This is a genomic window from Pseudomonas edaphica, from assembly GCF_965277385.1.
Taxonomy (GTDB): Bacteria; Pseudomonadota; Gammaproteobacteria; order Pseudomonadales; family Pseudomonadaceae; genus Aquipseudomonas; species Aquipseudomonas edaphica.
Genome location: NZ_OZ255725.1, coordinates 1,055,301 through 1,070,425 on the forward strand (window position 1 = coordinate 1,055,301; position 15,125 = coordinate 1,070,425).

General features: G+C 57.3%; 22 protein-coding genes. 17 read left to right on the top strand and 5 right to left on the bottom strand.

The window, feature by feature from the left end; translation table 11 throughout:
• The first annotated feature begins 38 nt into the window (after window positions 1-38).
• From ACQY47_RS04455 to ACQY47_RS04465, 3 genes are all read left to right on the top strand, one after another.
• Window positions 39-809: a S24 family peptidase gene (locus ACQY47_RS04455; protein WP_428556045.1), complete on the top strand. Its 771-nt coding sequence runs from the start codon at window positions 39-41 to the stop codon at window positions 807-809.
• Between the two features lie 76 nt (window positions 810-885).
• Entirely contained in the window at window positions 886-1,347 is a 462-nt protein-coding gene (locus ACQY47_RS04460) for a DUF6932 family protein (RefSeq protein ID WP_428556048.1), read from the top strand.
• Entirely contained in the window at window positions 1,344-2,258 is a 915-nt protein-coding gene (locus ACQY47_RS04465) for a hypothetical protein (protein WP_428556051.1), read from the top strand. Before ACQY47_RS04460 ends, ACQY47_RS04465 begins: the two co-directional genes overlap by 4 nt.
• Before the next feature lie 67 nt (window positions 2,259-2,325).
• Here ACQY47_RS04465 and ACQY47_RS04470 read toward each other — a convergent pair whose 3' ends face one another.
• Window positions 2,326-2,925 carry an SPOR domain-containing protein gene (locus ACQY47_RS04470; protein WP_428556054.1) on the bottom strand — a complete coding sequence of 200 codons (600 nt, stop codon included), beginning with the start codon at window positions 2,923-2,925 and terminating at the stop codon, window positions 2,326-2,328.
• Between the two features lie 167 nt (window positions 2,926-3,092).
• On the opposite strand from ACQY47_RS04470, the gene ACQY47_RS04475 reads away from it, so the two are divergent.
• Both ACQY47_RS04475 and ACQY47_RS04480 read left to right on the top strand, forming a co-directional pair.
• A complete protein-coding gene (locus tag ACQY47_RS04475; protein ID WP_428556057.1) occupies window positions 3,093-3,344 on the top strand; it encodes a DUF1654 domain-containing protein in 252 nt (83 codons plus the stop codon).
• 484 nt (window positions 3,345-3,828) lie between these two features.
• Entirely contained in the window at window positions 3,829-4,212 is a 384-nt protein-coding gene (locus ACQY47_RS04480; protein WP_428556060.1) for a response regulator transcription factor, read from the top strand.
• A 113-nt stretch (window positions 4,213-4,325) separates the two neighbouring features.
• Here the strand turns inward: ACQY47_RS04480 and ACQY47_RS04485 are convergent, their stop codons facing one another.
• Window positions 4,326-4,685: a hypothetical protein gene (locus ACQY47_RS04485; protein ID WP_428556063.1), complete on the bottom strand. Its 360-nt coding sequence runs from the start codon at window positions 4,683-4,685 to the stop codon at window positions 4,326-4,328.
• 383 nt (window positions 4,686-5,068) lie between these two features.
• Here ACQY47_RS04485 and ACQY47_RS04490 point away from each other — a divergent pair, with 383 nt between their 5' ends.
• The 3 genes from ACQY47_RS04490 to ACQY47_RS04500 are packed head-to-tail and all read left to right on the top strand — an operon-like array spanning window position 5,069 to window position 5,867.
• On the top strand, window positions 5,069-5,491 hold the full coding sequence (locus tag ACQY47_RS04490) for a hypothetical protein (protein ID WP_176992357.1): 423 nt from the start codon (window positions 5,069-5,071) through the stop codon (window positions 5,489-5,491).
• The gene (locus ACQY47_RS04495) at window positions 5,488-5,679 is read left to right on the top strand and encodes a hypothetical protein (protein WP_176992356.1); all 192 of its coding nucleotides are present in this window, start codon (window positions 5,488-5,490) and stop codon (window positions 5,677-5,679) included. The genes ACQY47_RS04490 and ACQY47_RS04495 overlap by 4 nt, the downstream gene beginning before the upstream one ends.
• Window positions 5,676-5,867 (top strand): hypothetical protein, encoded by a 192-nt coding sequence (locus ACQY47_RS04500; RefSeq protein WP_428556067.1) that lies wholly within the window; start codon window positions 5,676-5,678, stop codon window positions 5,865-5,867. The genes ACQY47_RS04495 and ACQY47_RS04500 overlap by 4 nt, the downstream gene beginning before the upstream one ends.
• Here ACQY47_RS04500 and ykgO read toward each other — a convergent pair whose 3' ends face one another.
• A complete protein-coding gene (ykgO, locus tag ACQY47_RS04505; protein ID WP_428556070.1) occupies window positions 5,868-6,023 on the bottom strand; it encodes a type B 50S ribosomal protein L36 in 156 nt (51 codons plus the stop codon). It lies immediately after the preceding gene.
• Between the two features lie 135 nt (window positions 6,024-6,158).
• Between ykgO and bet the strand changes: the two genes are divergently transcribed.
• From bet to ACQY47_RS04530, 5 genes are all read left to right on the top strand, one after another.
• On the top strand, window positions 6,159-6,965 hold the full coding sequence (bet, locus tag ACQY47_RS04510) for a phage recombination protein Bet (RefSeq protein WP_428557340.1): 807 nt from the start codon (window positions 6,159-6,161) through the stop codon (window positions 6,963-6,965).
• The gene (locus tag ACQY47_RS04515; RefSeq protein WP_428556073.1) at window positions 6,962-8,590 is read left to right on the top strand and encodes a YqaJ viral recombinase family protein; all 1,629 of its coding nucleotides are present in this window, start codon (window positions 6,962-6,964) and stop codon (window positions 8,588-8,590) included. Before bet ends, ACQY47_RS04515 begins: the two co-directional genes overlap by 4 nt.
• Entirely contained in the window at window positions 8,587-9,180 is a 594-nt protein-coding gene (locus tag ACQY47_RS04520; RefSeq protein WP_428556076.1) for a hypothetical protein, read from the top strand. Before ACQY47_RS04515 ends, ACQY47_RS04520 begins: the two co-directional genes overlap by 4 nt.
• A gap of 69 nt (window positions 9,181-9,249) precedes the next feature.
• Window positions 9,250-9,732 (top strand): hypothetical protein, encoded by a 483-nt coding sequence (locus ACQY47_RS04525; RefSeq protein ID WP_428556079.1) that lies wholly within the window; start codon window positions 9,250-9,252, stop codon window positions 9,730-9,732.
• Between the two features lie 56 nt (window positions 9,733-9,788).
• Complete coding sequence (locus ACQY47_RS04530; RefSeq protein ID WP_428556082.1) at window positions 9,789-10,574, top strand: methyltransferase; 786 nt, start codon at window positions 9,789-9,791, stop codon at window positions 10,572-10,574.
• A gap of 61 nt (window positions 10,575-10,635) precedes the next feature.
• On the opposite strand, the gene ACQY47_RS04535 is transcribed toward ACQY47_RS04530, so the two are convergent.
• On the bottom strand, window positions 10,636-10,839 hold the full coding sequence (locus ACQY47_RS04535; RefSeq protein WP_219268842.1) for a hypothetical protein: 204 nt from the start codon (window positions 10,837-10,839) through the stop codon (window positions 10,636-10,638).
• 76 nt (window positions 10,840-10,915) lie between these two features.
• On the opposite strand from ACQY47_RS04535, the gene ACQY47_RS04540 reads away from it, so the two are divergent.
• Entirely contained in the window at window positions 10,916-12,961 is a 2,046-nt protein-coding gene (locus ACQY47_RS04540) for a DNA cytosine methyltransferase (protein ID WP_428556085.1), read from the top strand.
• A 384-nt stretch (window positions 12,962-13,345) separates the two neighbouring features.
• Entirely contained in the window at window positions 13,346-14,002 is a 657-nt protein-coding gene (locus tag ACQY47_RS04545; RefSeq protein ID WP_176992347.1) for a hypothetical protein, read from the top strand.
• Window positions 14,003-14,012: 10 nt separating this feature from the next.
• On the opposite strand, the gene ACQY47_RS04550 is transcribed toward ACQY47_RS04545, so the two are convergent.
• Window positions 14,013-14,396, bottom strand: a complete 384-nt coding sequence (locus ACQY47_RS04550) for a hypothetical protein (protein ID WP_428556088.1) — start codon at window positions 14,394-14,396, stop codon at window positions 14,013-14,015.
• Window positions 14,397-14,550: 154 nt separating this feature from the next.
• On the opposite strand from ACQY47_RS04550, the gene ACQY47_RS04555 reads away from it, so the two are divergent.
• Window positions 14,551-14,823 (top strand): hypothetical protein, encoded by a 273-nt coding sequence (locus ACQY47_RS04555; RefSeq protein WP_176992345.1) that lies wholly within the window; start codon window positions 14,551-14,553, stop codon window positions 14,821-14,823.
• 62 nt (window positions 14,824-14,885) lie between these two features.
• Window positions 14,886-15,098, top strand: coding sequence for a helix-turn-helix transcriptional regulator (locus ACQY47_RS04560; RefSeq protein WP_081609232.1), 213 nt, complete (start codon window positions 14,886-14,888; stop codon window positions 15,096-15,098).
• Window positions 15,099-15,125: the final 27 nt, after the last annotated feature.

Sequence of the window (15,125 nt, forward strand, 5' to 3'; positions counted from 1 at the left end):
TAATTTCCCTTAAGGGAAATAAAGGTTTTAATTGAGGGATGGAAATCAAAGACATACGCAGAGCCCGAGTACGCCAGATCATTGATCGCGACTTCGGGGGTAAAGACGCTGACTTCGCCGCCAAGGTCGACAAACAGCCGTCTTACATTTCACGGCTGTTTACGGACAAGGCCGAACACCTGAGGAATATCGGGGAGAAGATGGCGCGCGACTTCGAGCAGAAGTGCGGGCTTGAGCCAGGATCTCTCGATCAGCCTTTGAGCGAAGCTGAATTATCTTCAGGTACCGTTTCAGATGCGGCGCAGCCGCGGATCCAGGTAGATGTGCCCCTGAAGCAGATCAGCGTCTGGGACGATCAGACACCAGTTAACGATGACGAGGTCTGCGTTCCATTTCTGAGGGAGGTAGAACTGGCTGCCGGCTCCGGGCGATTCTCCATCGAAGAGCACGACGCAGAGTTTTTGCGATTCGGCAAAAAAAGCCTGCGCGAAAACGGTGTCCAGTTCAGCAATGCTAAGTGCGTAACCGTTCGCGGTAACAGCATGATCCCAGTTCTCCGGGACGGCGCGACCGTTGGAGTCAATACCGGAAAAACCGGGCTTGGCGACATTGCTGATGGCGATCTTTACGCCATCAACCACAATGGCCAGCTGCGAGTTAAGCAGCTGTACCGTTTGCCGTCGGGGATTCGTCTGCGAAGCTTCAATCGTGATGAGCACCCCGATGAGGATTACACCTTCCAGCAGATGCAGGATGAGCAGATCGGCATCCTGGGGCACGTCTTCTGGTGGGGTATGTACGCAAGATAGATAGGCTTCCCAGCCTGCGAACCGTTTCAAGTCGCCACGCGTCGCCTCAAAGTTAACGGAATGGAATCCACCGCCAATGCAAAAGCCTGATTTCCCCGCGTTACTACCACCTGGCATGCACGCCAAATCCCTGCAGGAAATTTACGATCTTGCCGTTGCTCCATTTCCGGATGATGCACGGAGATCGGATCTATTCCGGAAGTTGTCCGTTTGGAGCGAGGCTCTTGTAGCGGCGGGCGTAACGGGGACTATTTGGATTGACGGTTCATTTCTTACCGCCAAGCCAAGCCCTGGCGACATCGATTGCGTGATATGGAGCCCGAACTGGCGTGACCCGGCAGCAGCATCAGTCGATGCGCAGCAGCAAGTAGCGAGGCTACTCGACCACGCGACGGCCGAGGCGATTTATGACCTAGACTTGTATCTCGAAACACCTGCTGCTGATCAGGTTTTCCATCGGGAAGCTTACTGGCGAGGTATCCTAGGGTCTTGTCATGATCGAGTAACGGCGAAGGGATTCGCGGAGGTCACAATATGAGCAGCAGCTTCCTTCGAGAGCACGCCGCTTCTTTGAAAGAATTTGCGGAAGATACGAAAGCTCGAGCAAAAAACAACCCGGATGATTTTTTCCTGCAATTGGCAGCAAAAAACCAAGAAGACACTGCGCGCTCCATTGTAAGCAGGGTTGCGCTTAGCGAGTCCGATGAGCTCGGCGAGCTCGTTGACGTTCGCCTAATAGGCCCTCAAGCGAATGGCAGTATCCCGCTTGATAGCTTTCTAAATACCATCGGGCCGCTTTCCAAAGCCTGGAAGCTTGCCGCGCACCGCCTTCGCTATGGCAATGACGCTGTCCGCGGAGTGGCAAGTGACGTGCTAAATGCGCTCAACTTCAAACTCGCAGGGCTCGCGCACGGCTCTACTCATGTGTTTATCACTGGTAACGCCGCCCCTGATTTGACCGGCGATAGCCTGCTACAAGCAACGCTTACGCAGACGTTCAGGCTGCTGAATTCCAATCAGGAAGACTTTTATGACGCTGTAGATGCGGTTGGTGGAAAATCTGCTCACCAACTCAGTGAATTCATGAAAGGTCTGGGTAGTGCTGGTCTTGCCGTGCAGTTTTCTTGGCGGTCCTCTACCGGTATGCAGACTTGGGATGGCCGACCAGACGAAATAACAAGAGTCCGGGCGCTTCTGGACACTATCAATGAGCCAGAAAAGTATCAGGAAACCATTCAAGGCAACGTTGCAGGTATAACTGACACTGGCCGGCTAGCTATACGCACAGTGGAAGGGAAGGTTCTTGTGCGCTTCCCTCTAAAGCTAACTGAGCAGGTTCAAAAGCTGAAAATTGCCTCTCGCGCAGTTGTTCACGTTGAGACATCGAAATACTGGGACTCGGTCGAAAAGAAGGATATTTTCAAGCGCCATCTCCTGTCGGTTGAGTAACAACAACCACCAAAAGCCCGGCCCAGCGCCGGGCTTCTTGTTTCTGCCATATTTATTCACGTGTCTGCTATTTGCTCGATTCCCCTGGCTCTTGGAAACGCAGCACGAATCCGTTTAGGGTCTTCTTGCGCGCCAAGTCATCCATCTGAGCGTTGGCTTCAGCTCTCATGGAGAATGGCCCTACAAACACACGACTTTTTCCATCGCGCCTTGTTGTGTAAGGTTTCCAGCCAGAACTCGCAAGATCTCTACTAATCTCCTGCGCCGTGTCCTCGCTGCTGACAGACGCTAATTGTACTGACCACCGAACCCCTGGGATTTCCACCACGGACTGCGGCGCCTTTACTTCAGTTTTGGTGATCGTCTCGGCCTTGACATGGCCGCATACGCTTCCTGCGAACCGGTCCGTCATATCTGAGTCGATTATCACGTCAAATCCACCAGGTCTTTTCATGGCAAGAAATTGGGCGAATCCGGAATAAGCTCCGAACTTATTTTTTCCGTTCACCTCGCCACATATGGCCACGTCTGAAACTTGCCGCTCATTTCTAAATTTTGCAGAGTCAGGATCTTTTAGGTGGCTAGCGACTGACGTTCGAGCTCGGTCTATATCTCCGCCGCATCCGGTTACCGCTAGCGCTAGGGCCGTAATTGCTAATCCGCGCATTCCCATCTCCTTGGTCCAATCGACCCAGTGTACCAGTTGCCCTACTGTCATTCAGGATCCCGGCGCTGGCTCGCAGCCGGGTTCAGAGCCAATGGAAGAATTTTCACTTGCCAATGTGCGACGACCGAAATACTGTTTATTCATACAGTACTCGCAAGGAGCGCAGCATGAACCAATCCCCCTACTCCACTGGCAAGCCGAGAAACTCATATGAACTTGTCGGTCACCGACTCCAGCGGATCATCGCCTCACCGAATGTGCAGGAGATCCAAGCAGTTGAAGTGTTCAGATTGGACGACGAAAGCCCAGAGGCGTGGCGACAGGTGATCCAAGACATTGGCGACATCGCAGGTATCCGCATCGACCATTTGGATTCCGGCGCCGTCAGAATCGAGTGGCGAAAATACAGCGACATGTAAATGAGCCCGCTTCTAAGCGGGCTTTTTTACGCCCTTAGAAAACCAATACGCATCATAGATTTACCTTGAATCCTGGACTTGTTTACCAAATTATTTACCATTATGCATTGACAGGTAATTTCCAAATGGTAAATTTACCTCAAGCCAGCAACGAACACCGCCGGCCAGCACCGAAATCTGCGCCGCTCTTTAGCGACACCCCTTGCCGGATCACCACCGGCCCAGATTCAAAGGCAGCGATGAACCGGCCTAAACGGTTCAGAGGGTTGGCAACTGACCCGGGCGTGCAGCGTAAAGCGCCAAGACGAGTTATCCAGCGGGAGAACAAGCCGAAAGGCCCGCGGCTGGAAGAAAAATTTGGAACTACCGAGGATTTCTCGGTAGTTCGATTCAACCCCGGCCTGTCGCCAGTAGCGAGGTCGGGGGTTTCACCGATAGTCCTTGGCAACAGGGCCTAACGGGAAACCAACCGAGGGTCACGACGATGGAAGCAACAATCATCAACGGTTCATGGAAAGGCCACCTCGGACGTGGCCTCGCGCCGCGAGAGCTTCAGTTCCTTCTTTGGATTGCCCAGGGCTTCACCTCGAAAGAGATCGCCCGGGAAGCAGGCATTGAGGCGGGCACCGTCAAAAAGCGCCTGACCAATGCGATGTTCAAGCTGGGGGTGACGAAGCGCACTGCTTTGGTGGCTGAGGCCATGAAGCGCCAGATCATCACGCCGGCGTGCTTTGTGCTAGCGGCACTGATTGCCATGCACTCCATGATCAGTGACGACTCCCTGCGTCGTGATCGCCGGGCCCCGGAAAGGCGAATGGCTCAGGTGCGGATGGTGCGCCGGGCTGAGTGCGCTGAATTGACGGTGTAGCGGATCACCGCGGAAAGCATAAATGAGCAGCCTTTCGCAAAGGCTGCTTGGGATGACAGCGCAGAGCAATGAGCAGTCACTCATCTGCTCAACCGACTGCCCTGGTCTTTTCTTCAGGACTTTTTGAGAGCGGCAGCGTTACGCTGAAAAGCACGAACTTTAGGGCTGAACAATACATAGGCTGCCAACGCTAATAAGGGGGAAGCGAAAACGGTCAGCGTGATTGCTCCTTTGAGGTTTCCGTTGATGCTCGCAATTGCGCCTACCAAAAGTGGCATAGCGCTTACAACACACAATAGGGCAAGGATGTAACCGGCAACTCTGCTACCCCTGAAAATAAAGTAGAACAAAATGACCGACACCCCAAAACGGCCTGCTATGACCGGCACGAAGTCAGTAACTAATTGCCATATGAGGTAGAGGAGGTAAGCAACCGCAACCGCAATAATCGGGAGAGGTGGTCTGTTTTTCATAACGGTTCACTTTAGCGAGGGTCAACTATGTTACTCCAGACTTGCAATCCATAGCACTGCCACCTGCGCGCCGAAGCGCAGTCTGTACCGGACTGCTCTCCACCTTTCACAGCGGGCTTGAGATTGTTCAAGAACCTCTACCGGAAGCCTGAAAGCAGTCCGATGCGGACGAAATCGCGACCTATAACCGCCCACCTGCATCACCGCAAGACAGCAGATGAATGCGCAGGGGTTTCCTGTCGCGCCGGGGCTTGTCTCAGGCCATCTGCACCCACTTCCCCGCCTCTACCCGTCAGCACTCCTCCCCCGCGCCCATCGGCAACCAGCGGGAGGCATGAGTGTTGACGAATACAGGTGAACAACCCGCCACTTTGGAGGCGACCATGTCAGCACTACGCAAGGCTCGGTTTGAGCACGACGAACAACTGCCGCCTCCGGTGAGCGAAACCTCTCTGCAATTGGCTCGCAGCGAATGGCTGTACAACGCAGCCGAAGAGCTGGCCAGAGGTGGCAGCGTGGTGTTCAAGCGCCACATGCACCCCCAGCAAGGCGTCACGGCCTACCAGTTCGCACTGGCTGTCGATGAGTACGCCAACAACCTACTTGCTGACTGCGGCGTCGACACTCCAGCCCTGGGCTACTTACTGATCGCAGGGATGGCGGGTTCGAGGGTGAAATCGGAAGCACTGGAGCTACTCGGCCGGAGCGACCATCCACTGGGAAAACTAGGCGAGATTGCCGAACGCCTCCTTCAACCTTTGGCTGATGACGCTCTTATCGCCCAGGCCGAGGATAACGAACTGTGAGCCCCTACGTTGAGATCGATAAAGCGTTGTTTGCGCTTGAGGATCCAGATAAGCCCGCCCTCGACGAGATCTTGGCTGAGGGTTTGATCGTGCGCCACTTCACCTTGGGTGCCATCAACGCAGAAGAATTTCATTGGTATAGCGCACGCCTCCTGGATGTCAGCCGGCGGCGCAAGGAGAAGGCATGACTACCGCACCGGTTAAATCACTGATCGACGAGCAGCTCGAAGATATTAGCGCTCATAACCTTCGCGAGGCCTACAGCCTTGCCGAGCGACGTGGCTTCTACGGAGCACCGATTGAGCAATACGCAGAACCTGGTTACGGCGGTCGAGTGCTCCAGGTCCTGCGCTACCGAGTTGAGCGGCAGAGCTGATCAGCCTTTGCCTTTGTTCTTGTTCTTAGCACTGCCCTGCCGCGCTTTGAATTTCGGATTGGTTTTACAGATCACGTAGATCCGGCCCCGGCGCATAACGATCTGGCAGTCGCGGTGACGGTTTTTCGCTTCTTTGAGTGAGGACAGCACTTTCATAGGTGAGGCTCCTTGCGTTGAGTTGATATGTTATTACGTATCTTAAATACGAATAAGAACGTTTATCAACTCTTATTTCCCCCACCCCTCACATCGCTGCGAGCATCGCGGCAAGGAATCTCCATGTCCGCAGTAATGAAGCAGGACGACAACACGCCTGCGATGTCGGAGGCCGCGCTCGTTGAAGTGCTGAGCAGCAGCCTCTACCCCGGCGCCGAAAAGAACTCTGTAGTGATGGTGCTGGCTTACTGCCAAGCCGCGCACTTGGACCCAATGTTGAAGCCGGTGCACATCGTCCCGATCTGGAACTCTAAGACGAAAAAGATGCAGGACACAGTGATGCCAGGCATCGGGCTGTACCGCATCCAGGCGGCGCGCACCGGCCAGTACGCTGGAATCAGCGAGCCTGAATATGGCCCTCCAGTAACCGCGAAGCTGAGCGGCGTCGAAGTCACGTATCCCGAATGGTGCCGCGTGACCGTCAAGCGGCAGATGAGCAACGGCCTGGTCGCCGAGTACACGGCCAATGAGCGCTGGCTTGAAAACTATGCGACATCGAGCAAGGACACCGCGGCGCCCAACGCAATGTGGAAGCGTCGAGCATTTGCCCAGCTCGCCAAATGCGCCGAGGCCCAGGCCCTGCGCAAAGCATTCCCTGAGGTTGGGTCTGCGCCAACGGCCGACGAGATGGAAGGCAAAGCGTTCGAGGAGCCGGCACGCGATGTCAGCCCACGACAGCAAGCCCAGCCTGAACCGGAAGTGCTGCCCGCCTACTCCGACGAACTGCTTACCGAGAACATCGTGAAGTGGCAGCCACTTATCGACTCGAACCGAACCAGCCCTGAACACCTCATTGCGACCATCAGCAGCAAGTACACGCTGAGCCCGGCGCAGATTGAAAAAATCACCAACCTCAAAGCCCTCGATGGAGATTCAGCATGAAAATTCACAACGTAGCTCAAGGCTCCGCCGAGTGGCTTGCCCTTCGCGCCAAGTTCCGCACTGCCTCTGAAGCCCCTGCGATGATGGGCGCTTCGAAGTACCAGACCCGCACGGATCTGCTGGCGGCCAAAAAGACCGGCATCACGCCGGACGTCACGCCGTCTCAGCAGTTCATCTTCGACAAAGGCCACGCAACCGAAGCCATGGCTCGCCCGCTGGCCGAAGCACTTATCGGCGAAGAGCTTTATCCGATCGTTGCTACCGAGGGCAACCTGCTCGCCTCCATGGACGGCGCTACGATGCTCGGCGAGACACTGTTTGAGCACAAACTCTGGAATGAGTCGGTCGTGGCCCAGGTGAAGGCCGGCGACCTGGCTCCGCACTACTACTGGCAGCTTGAGCAGCAACTGCTGGTGAGCGGCGCTGAGCGGGTCATCTTTGTTTGCTCGGACGGCACGCCGGAGAACTTCGTGCACATGGAGTACCGGCCCGTCGCCGGGCGCGCGGCCCAGTTGATCGAAGGCTGGAAACAGTTCGAGGCAGACCTGGACAACTTCGAGATGGCCGAGGCTCCTTCAATCGTCGTCGGCAAGGCACCTGACGAGCTGCCAGCCCTGCGCATCGAACTGACCGGCATGGTAACCGCCAGTAACTTGAGAGTGTTTGAAGACTCGGCGCTGGCTGTCATCGACTCTGTCAAAACTACGCTCTCAACCGACCAGGACTTCGCCGACGCCAAGAAGGCCGTCAAGTGGTGTGGTGACGTCGAAGAGGCTGTCGCTGCCGCCAAGAAACAGGCTCTGTCGCAGACCCAAAGCATCGATGAGCTGTTTTCGTCGCTGGATCGCATCAGTGCCCATGCTCGCGAGACTCGCCTAAAAGTCGACAAGCTGGTGAAGGCTCAAGAGCTGCTGGTGAAGACCAACATCAAGCAAAAAGCCGAACTGGCATTGGCGGATCACATCGCCGCAATCAACAAGACGCTGGGCAAAGTCACGCTTCCTCATGTTGTTTCGGACTTCGCCGGCGCCATGAAGAACAAGCGCACCATCGCCAGCCTCCAGGACGCAGTTGATACCGAACTGGCCCGGGCGAAGATCGATGCAAGTCAGGCTGCTGACGGCATCCGCTTGAACCTGACCAGTCTGGCAGAGCTCGCCGTTGATCATGCCTTCCTGTTCAGCGACGTGCAGCAGTTGGTGACCAAGGCCAACGATGACCTGGTAACGCTGATCAAATTTCGCATCTCCGAACACCAGAAGGCGGAGCAGGCAAAGGCCGACGCGAAGCGCATCGCCGAAGAGCAGGAAGCCCAGCGACTTGCAGCCATCAAGCCAGGGCCAGTCGTGGAGAAAGTTGCGACACCCGAGCCTGTCTGCGCCACGCCAGTTCAGACAGCGGCACCCGTCGCCCAGAATACAAAGCCAGTAACGAGCCATGTGGTCGAGCAGGTAGCGCTGCAGGCGAACGTGACGGACTTCGAGGCACTGATCAAAGCAGTGGCATACGGTCAGGCGCCGACCACTGTCCTTTTGGTCAACTGGGAAGCGCTCGACGCAATGGTCGCGGCGCAGGGTGCAAACTTCAGCATGGCCGGGGTGACGCTGGCCAAGGCGGCAGCATGATCAGCAACCACCTAAGCCTGGTCGAGGCGCTACGCCCAGCATCGGACGAACTGGCCGCCCAGGTAGAGCAGTACCTGGCGGCCGGCGGCCAGATCGAAGAAGCAGCGCCCATCGGCTACAAGCCAAAGCCAATCACCTACAGCAACCAGATGCCGCCGACGCCGAAGCCGTTTGTTCGGCGCCGGGTTGAAGCGGCTCCCCTGCCCCTCGACAAGAATGACATCCGCACCCAGGCCCGCCTCAAGCTGGTTGAGCAGATACGGCAGCTCGGCGTCACGCACACCCAGACCGAAGTGGCCGCAGCCTTGGGCGTTAGTCGGCGGCTGATCTACAACCACGCCTCGCGGTACGACATCACGTTCAAGGCGCCAACCCGGGGCGGCGCACGCAACCTGGTGCACAACAGGGTCGACAAGGAGCGCGACGCGAAGTACGCCGAGCGGATTCGCGCCTTCCTCGAACTGGGCATCACCCGGCGCCAGTGCTGCGGCAGGCTGGCGATCGGCAACAAGGCCTTCGAGCGGATCATCGCCGCCCACGGCATCGACTATCCAAAAGCGCGCCAGGGCAAGACTTCATGCGCCGCATAGCCCGCATCCAGCAACGCAAACGTCAAACCTGGCTCGCACTGCCGGCCAGCGGAATAGAAGAGGTAGGCCATGGCTGCCGAACAGAAGGAACGCACAGCCAAGCTTGCCGAGAAGCGGCAGGAACTGGGCGAGCAGGAATTGCGGCACACGGTCCCGTACGGCACCCGGCAGATGCTCGACGAGCTGATGCTTTGGCATGAGATCGAGGAAGTCAGCGAGGCGGTGCAACTGCTGGTGATCAACGCCAAGCCAGAGGATTTGCCACCGGCTCCGCCGAAAGTTAACGGGCCGTCCGACATCATCCGCCACTACTTCCGGCAGGGAATGCGGGACAGGCTGGCAGCACTCACCGCCGAACTGGGCGAAACGAAAGACCGTGCAACCATCTGGCGGCTGATCGCACATGCCCACTCACTGGGCGCCGAGAAGTCCGCTCCGTTATTCAAAATTAAGCGCCACGGTTACGAGATATCAGCAAACGTGGCGCGCAAATTACGGCAAGCAGGCTTTGCCGAATCGCTCCAAATGAACGCCGACGACGGCGACGAATAACCCACCCTACTCGCTGCATCCGGTCACGGAGGGCGGCGCCTGACTGGAGATAATCCATGGCGAAAATTCCAAAGGAAGCCGCCAAGCGACACAACCAGGCGCTCGACCTGGTGAAGAGTGATAAACACCTCAGTCTCGATGATCGCTTGTTCATCCTCGAAAACTTCCATGAGGGCGCCACGAACATGAACGGCCTGGCCGGCGCTTTCTTCACGCCAGAAGGGTTGGCTCGCGATCTCTCGATTGAGGTTGCTGAGTGCGATTCGATTATCGACCTATGCGCCGGAATCGGCCGTCTTTCATTCGCCTGCATGCACAGCGCCAAGCGAATCATTTGCGTTGAGCAGAACCCTGAATATGCCGAGGTGGGCAGGCGTGTCATGCCTGATGCCGAGTGGATCGTATCCGACGTTTTCAGCATCGGTGATGTTGGCCGATTTTCCTGGGCGATTTCCAATCCTCCGTTCGGTGCCATCAAGACAGGATCTGTATTTGAGGGCTCCTACAGTGGCGCAAAATTCGAATACAAGGTGATCGAGTTGGCGAGCCGTATCGCCGACTGGGGCACTTTCATCGTCCCGCAAACATCTGCTCCATTCCGGTATTCAGGTCGCCAGACCTATAGCGTAGAAATCGACAAGGAGTGCCAAAAGTTCATTGAACAGACCGGCATTGAGCTCGGAATGAACTGTGGCATCGACACCTCGACCTACTTGGATGAATGGAAAGGCGTGAGTCCGATGTGCGAAATCGTGATCTGCGAGTTCGGCAAGGATGAAGAGCTGGAAGCCGCTGTCCCTGTCATCGCTGAATCGCAGCTGAGCCTGTTCGACGCAGCCTGATCCGGCTCCATGCCGGTCACCCGTAATACCCCATATCAACGAATCACGCCAGCCGGCGAGGCTATAAGCGCTTAGCGCGATCCTCGGGATTCCATGCACTGCAGAGAAACATGATCCCAGGAGCAATAAAGATACCCCAATAACCATTGAAACCTGGATAGAGAAGCGGCCCGAATGTCGCAGTGACAAGCAAAGCGATGCCTGCCCATAAGCGCTTACGCGGCGTGAACCACTTGCGGAACGCTTCAAGCTTTTTACCCGCCATTACCACCTCCTTGTTTGATAAGCAGCAAAGCATATCACCCACTTAAACGAATCACGCCAGCCGGCGAGGATCCCCTATGTCCGCACAACAGAAGAAACACCCCTTCGATTTCAAAACCCAATACGGACTCGGCTTCAACCCTCAGGACGATGAGATCGTTGTCGACTTCTTTTGTGGCGGCGGCGGTGCCGGTACCGGGCTGGAAATGGGCCTTGGCCGCGCGGTGAACGTGGCGAAGAACCACAGCCCGCAAGCGATCAGCATGCACACAGTGAACCACCCAAGCGCGAAGCACTTCACCACCGACGTATTCGAGGGTGATCCTGACACCGAGTGCGGCGGCAAGGCCGTCGGCTGGTTCCACATGTCACCGGACTGCACGCATCACTCCCAGGCGGCCGGCGGGCAACCGCGCAAGCGCGAGATCCGCAACCTTTCATGGATCGGCCTCAAGTGGGCAGGCATGAAGCGGCCCCGCGTGATCAGCCTGGAGAACGTCAAGCAGATCCTGCAATGGGGTCGACTGATTGCCAAGCGCGACAAGGCCACCGGCCGCGTGGTGAAACTCGGCGGCGACGTTGCGGCACCTGGTGAGGTCGTGCCGGTGGGCCAGCAGTTCCTGATTCCCGACCCAAAGCAGCGGGGACGCACATGGCGCCGCTTCGTGGCCTTGCTGGAAGGCATGGGCTATGTCGTTGAGTGGAAAGTCATCAAGGCCTGCGACTTCGGCGCGCCGACCAGCAGGGAGCGCCTATTCATGATCGCCCGGTGCGACGGCCAGCCGATTGTGTGGCCGGAGCCAACCCACGCCAAGAACCCCGTTAAGGGTCAGCAAAAGTGGAAAACCGCCGCTGACTGCATCGACTTCACCGACCTGGGCAAGAGCATTTTCGGCCGCAAGAAAGACCTGGCCCCGGCCACCCTGCGCCGCGTTGCCAAGGGCATGAAGAAGTTCGTCATCGATAGCGCGGCACCGTTCATTGTGCCGATTGCCAACTGGTCAGGCGAGACTGTGCAATCGGCCGACGAGCCGCTGCGCACCGTCACCTCCTACCCGAAGGGCGGCGCCTTCAGCGTGGTCAGCCCAATCATCGCACCGGCAACGCACCAGGGTAGCGACCGAATTAACGATCCACTCGAACCGCTGCCGACAGTGACCTGCGCGAATCGCGGCGAACTGACGCTGATCAGCCCGTTGATGGTTGGGGCCGGTGGCCCGGAGTACTCAGGCAAGCCGGTGGGCACGGACCAGCCGGTAGGCACACTGATGACCCAGAACCACCGCGCGATCGCTGCGGCACACTTGGTGAAGTTCCGCTTCGATGACGCGGGCAAGGCGCTGGACCAGCCGCTACCGACTATCACTAGCGGCGGCAACTATCAGCGCCCGGCCGGCGCCGCGCACGCCATGGGCATCTCCACGGTATTCATGGCGCAGATGAATGGCGGCTTCAACACCACTGACGCTAAGAGCATCGAAGACCCAATGACCACAGTGACCAACACCGGCAGCCAGCAGCAGCTGGCGGTGGCGAACCTGGTGCACTTGCGCGGCAACTGCGATGCACGTGACGTGAACGACCCGCTGCACACCATCAGCGCCGGTGGCCAGCACCACGGGTTGGCCAGCGCATTCATGGAGCGGGCATTCGGCGGCAGCATTGGCCAGGGCCTGGAAGAACCGGCGCCGACCATCACAGCCGGCGGCGGTGGCAAGAGCTCGCTGGTGTCGCTCACGTTGTCGCCTGAGCACGAAGCCGGTGCCCTTCGCGTCGCCGCCTTCCTGATCAGCTACTACGGTACCGAGAACATCAGCGCATGCGACTCGCCGGCGCCGACGATAACCACCAAGGACCGCCTGGCCATGGTCACCGTGATGGTCAAGGGAACGCCCTATGTGATCGTCGACATCTGCCTGCGGATGCTGAAGCCGGCCGAGCTGTACAAGGCCCAGGGATTCCCCGCCGACTACATCATCAGCCACGGCGCCGACGGCAAGCCGTTCACCAAGACTCAGCAGGTGCACATGTGCGGCAACAGCGTAAGTCCGCCGCCGATGGCAGCGCTAGCGCGGGCCAACGATCCGTGGACTATTACTGAGCGGCAGGCTGTCGCTGCATGATGCTCTCCAAAACTTTTTGGAGAGGGGAGGGAAACCCGGGTGCGGCTCTGCAACCCGGGGCAACCATCAGATCAAGATAATGCGCATTTCAGCAGCACGATCAAGAACTTCAGATCTAGCCTGATAGTAATCTCAATTTGCATAAGAACCTCCTGGGTTAAGTCAAAATAGAACGACGCAACGGGTACCCGCTGTGTAATTCATGCAACTGCCTATTCGGCAGATGAAATTACGGATATGCCCCGTAAAGCTTGATCTTTCGACTTGACTGAGGAGACTCAGGGTTCGCGCACTCTACGCAATATCGGCGATGCCGTAAAGCCACCACCCTCAGCTGTAAACCTCCCTCTATTCACTGCCACGATATGTGGCCAAGGCGAAGCTATGTCTCAAGTAAAGGAACGGCCCATCCTATTCTCGGCGCCGATGGTGCGCGCCATCATGGAAGGCCGGAAGACGGTCACACGCAGGGCCTTGAATGCTCATGCGCTGAAGAACATCGGCTACGGCGTTCGGCTCGGCGAGTGCCACGAACTGCCTACTGAAGGCCCGTTGCACCCGAACAGCGTTGATTACTACAACGACTTTTGCCGGTTCGGAAAGCCCGGAGACCGGCTGTGGGTGCGCGAGACTTTCATCGATCTGCGCGGCACTGGCGTTGAGCATCGCCCAGACACGGACGGCCCGCTCCAGCGCTACGCCTACGCTGCCGACTGCCGACCTGGGTCACACAGCGACGAGGCGAGGAAGGACTTCGGCCTGAAGTACAAACCCAGCATCCACATGCCTCGGGTTGCGTGCCGCATCCTGCTGGAGATCACCGCCGTGCGCGTCGAGCGGCTGCAGGACATCACCGAGGACCAGGCCAAGGCCGAGGGCGCATGCACCAGCGCAGTTGAGGCGTTCCAAGTCACCGGCGTGGATCGACCCGCCGGTTTCGCTTTCCGGGATCTCTGGACTTCGATCAACGGCACCGAGTCGTGGGAAGCCAACCCGTGGGTCTGGGTGGTCGAGTTCAAGCGGGTAACACTATTATCTTAGTAGCCCCCTCTTACTCACAAACCAAACTCAAACCTCTTCCCTGCCCTAATGCTGCCGCTTGAACTCTTCTACAGACATCTCTATCCCGCGCATGCATGTTGTCGATGCTTGGATTGCCAGTTTTTTCCATATCGCGCATGGCGGGTCTGCCAGGGTGATTGAGCGCCTCTTGGCCTTCGATGTGCAATTCGCGTGGAGTAGCTTTTGCCTCTGGGGGCGATGCTGGTTTGGGCAACTCATTAATGGCATCACCAAAGCGCTGAAGCAACGGCCCTTGCGGTAGTTCCTCAGCTGCCACCAACGTTGATATGGCGACGGCCAACATTGCAACGATGTATCCCCTGAACACTGCAAACACCTCCTCATTGAGTAGCCTGACCAGATAGCCGAGCAATAAATAACTGCCCGCTCAGATGCTTAGGCTGCCTCAGCGCGACCGAATATCAAATTTTCGGCGAAACACTTCAGCGCTGTCACTTGCTGAACTGTTATCGAAATGTAACCCCCACTACATGCCTGTCGGTGAGCGGCGGGCGAGGTATTCCTGCATGACTGAAAACCAATTTCCCTATGAGGCGTGGGTGCTGACCGCAGGCTTCGCGCCAAAGAAAGTCGAGATCGTTGGCATCTACAGCTCGGACGGCTGGATGCGAGCGCAAAGCCGGAAGATCTACCACCAGGCAGATCTGTTCACCTCCAAGGAGAAAGCCATTGAGGCCGGTTGGCGCCGGCTGGATGAGCAGTGGAGTGCGCTTCAGAAGCGAGCAGACGCCATCGTCAAGAAGAAGGCAATGCTCACGAAGCATTCAGCCAAGCCCTAACCCAACTTCTGCCGCCCAGCGCGGCTCATTGACTCACGCCGCCCGCGGCACGGAGAATCAACATGGCAGCAGCAGAGAAAATTGATCGTTTCCTGCGCCTCGACGAGGTGCTTTACACCACCGGCCTGGGCCGCAATACAGTTTATCGGCGGATCAGGGAAGGCACATTCCCAAAACAGGTTAGAATAGGCCCCAATTCGGTCGCTTGGCGCCAGTCGGCAATTGCTGAGTGGATGACATCAACAACGCCCAGCAACGACCAATCAGTACATTGATCAGTACACCAGTTACTGGCAATATTC